This is a genomic window from Phocaeicola sp. RTP21198st1_B8_RTP21198_201120 (genome assembly GCF_040929485.1).
GTDB classification, from domain to species: domain Bacteria; phylum Bacteroidota; class Bacteroidia; order Bacteroidales; family Bacteroidaceae; genus Phocaeicola; species Phocaeicola dorei.
Map to the genome: position 1 here is coordinate 1 of NZ_JBCOCI010000182.1, position 2,827 is coordinate 2,827.

3 protein-coding genes are annotated in these 2,827 nt (G+C 41.7%); all 3 read right to left on the minus strand.

Annotation, left to right across the window (positions count from 1 at the left end; translation table 11 throughout):
- Nucleotides 1-71: 71 nt before the first annotated feature.
- Nucleotides 72-662, minus strand: coding sequence for a replication/maintenance protein RepL (locus AB5935_RS24210; RefSeq protein WP_004295513.1), 591 nt, complete (start codon nt 660-662; stop codon nt 72-74).
- A 438-nt stretch (nt 663-1,100) separates the two neighbouring features.
- Nucleotides 1,101-2,204 (minus strand): plasmid recombination protein, encoded by a 1,104-nt coding sequence (locus tag AB5935_RS24215; RefSeq protein WP_005838372.1) that lies wholly within the window; start codon nt 2,202-2,204, stop codon nt 1,101-1,103.
- A gap of 355 nt (nt 2,205-2,559) precedes the next feature.
- Nucleotides 2,560-2,827: hypothetical protein (locus AB5935_RS24220; protein ID WP_272217367.1), on the minus strand; the 268-nt coding region annotated here is incomplete at its 5' end.

A 2,827-nucleotide genomic window follows, 5' to 3' on the forward strand; every position in this document is an offset into this window, starting at 1 on the left:
GAGGAACTTTATCTATCCCCCCCCGCCCCCAAAGGGGGAGCGACCAAACGGCAGCTTCACTCAATGGAGTGTTACTGTTCATCAAAGCCAAGTGATAATTGTCGTTTCTCTGCTTCTTCTTTCTTTTGGGCAGCTAAAGTCTTTTTCCGAACGTATGTTTTAGCAAATGTCACTCGGTCACCATTGAATACTATCAGAGGATTAATAAACCAAAGATTATCGGCTGGTCCTCGGGCTATGATTTCAGCTTTTACAAGTTCTGCAAGTCCTTTATAAACGGCTTTGTCTGTTTTGTATTTGGTATATTCTAGGCATTTTTTTCTATTGAAAATGATTAAATCATTTTTGGGTTTCATGCAGGTCATAAAGTAACCAAAAACCCGAATAGCTGCTTGTGATAGGTCAAAGAATGCAGCAAAGTTAGAAAGATACAATTTAGTGAATTGTTCTTCATCTACTTCTATTTGACGGATAAACGAAGTCTTAAACACTTCTCCAGTTTCAGTGTCGGCTAAAGCTACTACAGCTCTCTTATCGCCACCACTATTACTCTTATACTTTTTAACAACATGATTTTCAATACCTTCTATAGCTTGTTTCATAAAAGGATTTTCTTCGTTCTTTTGAAAATCGGTTAACTTAACTGCTTTTTTATTTTCCATTTTGATATGTTTTTGGGAAATATTATTCTCCACAAAGTAAACTATTATTTTCCATAAAAACAATATTAAGGGAAATATTATTTTCCTATTTAGTATCATATTAGGAAATCGGTATTTTCTAGATTGGAAAATGAGAATTTCCAATATGGAAAATGCCCTATATTGTGTATCAAGTACTTAACTTATTCTATTTCTTTTATTCTTAATATACCCCCAAAACAGCACAAAATCAGTCACTTAAAAATCATCGGTCGGGGAGCGCCTAGCGGCAAGGGGCGGGACCACCCGTCCCGACGAGCGCCACACCATAAACTTTTTTTAGAATAAGCACACAACCGTTTTCCGAACCCTGCAAAATGTTTTCTGAATCCGAACGGTGTAACACTCCATTGAGAGAGGCTGCCGTTTGGTCGCTCCCCCTTTGGGGGCGGGGGGGGGTTACATACCCATGCCGAAACCTCTGCTTCTGGTGATTTGCTTGAATAGGTCTTTCCCCTCTTCCATAGCTTTTGATATGTTTGGGAAATGATGCCTTAAAGCCTCCAGTTGTTCGGAATTGAACAAGTCTTTCATCTTACCAAGTTCTTTTTTCAACTCCTTGGTTTCGGCTTTTAGTTTTTGGTTCTCCGTCCTTAATAGGTTACTGGTTGTCCTTGCGTTGTCCATTTGTTGTCTATAATACTCCTTGTCATTCTCGGCTTTGAATGCCTTTGTGCTGTTTCGCTCTTTTTCAAGTATAGCCTTTCCCAGTCTATCGGATAGTTGTTCATTTTCCCCCTCTAAAGTCTTTACTTTGGCTTTTAAGGCATCCTTTTCCCTATCGTTGACTGTTTTTCCAATCAAGCCGTAAAACTTCTCTGAAGCCTTAGAAATGAGTTTTTGGACGTTCTTCTTTGTTTCAATGGAACGTAGTTCCTTCTGAAGCTGAAGAAGCTGGTTTTGTGCGTCCTTGTATTTGTCTAATGCACTGGATATATCGTTGGATAGTTCCTGAAGCTGTTCTTTCGCACATTCGGTCTTGTACTGCATAGCCGATAAGTGTTTGCGGTCAGAAGAAACGCCACGTTCCATGCCCAGTGTTTCAGATGCTATGGTTTGGAGTTCTGCCATGTCATCACGCGATAAACGCACACTTTTCCCATTCGGCTGCGTCCAATCGAAAACTACATGGGCATGAAGGTTAGGTGTCCACTGCTTTGCGTTCATGTATCCTTCGTCCTTGTGTATATGGATTTGAAACGCTTCGATACCGAAACGTTCTTTGCAGACCGTGGCAAACTGCTGGAGTTCCTGCATAGTGGTTTCTTGTTTGATTACTATTACTCCCTCTCGTATGGGTGCGGCTTTAGCCTGCATCTTCTGCCCAACCGTATCGAGATATCTTTGTTTTGCACTCTCCAGCCGATGGGAAATGCTATCTCCAACCCAGCTTTCATTCAAATGACTAAGTTCGGGACGAACATAGTCCAACTCTTTTTCCCTAAAGTTGTGAATCTCGCTCCCCGGCTTCACTGCTTGTACATGAATACTTGTTGCTCCCATAAGTTAACATTTTTGTGACAATCGATAACAGCCGGTGACAGCCGGCTGACAGGGGGTTAAGGGGGCTTGTCCCCTTACACACGCACTCTTTAGGGTGCTAGTGTGCTATCACCATACTGCATAGGTGCGAAGTTAGTGAATGTTTTGTAAATGCACAAATAAAGGGAAAAACATTTGGATTTGCGATAATAAAGTACTACCTTTGTTGCTGACCAAACGGTAGCTGACCGATACGGGAGAGTTACCAAAATACAAGCCGCTGGAGTTAATTGACGGACATCCGACATCTCCAGCGGCTTTATTTTTGCCTATCTGCTTCGCCTAGGCACACCAGTACCTCTACTAAAAATGTACTTCAAAGATACTTATTTTCTACCGACTTGATAGTTTTTACCCCATATTCTTGGACATTTTTCCCCCATGAGGTTATCTTTGTAGGGTGAAAGAGAAACCCATAAACGGGGATAGATTGAATGCTGGGAAGCATAAACAATCGGGGTAAGGTTAGCGAACCTTGCCTTTCATCCCCCATTATAACTTTACATAGAGGAACTTTATCTATCCCCCCCCGCCCCCAAAGGGGGAGCGACCAAACGGCAGCTTCACTCAATGGAGTGTTACTG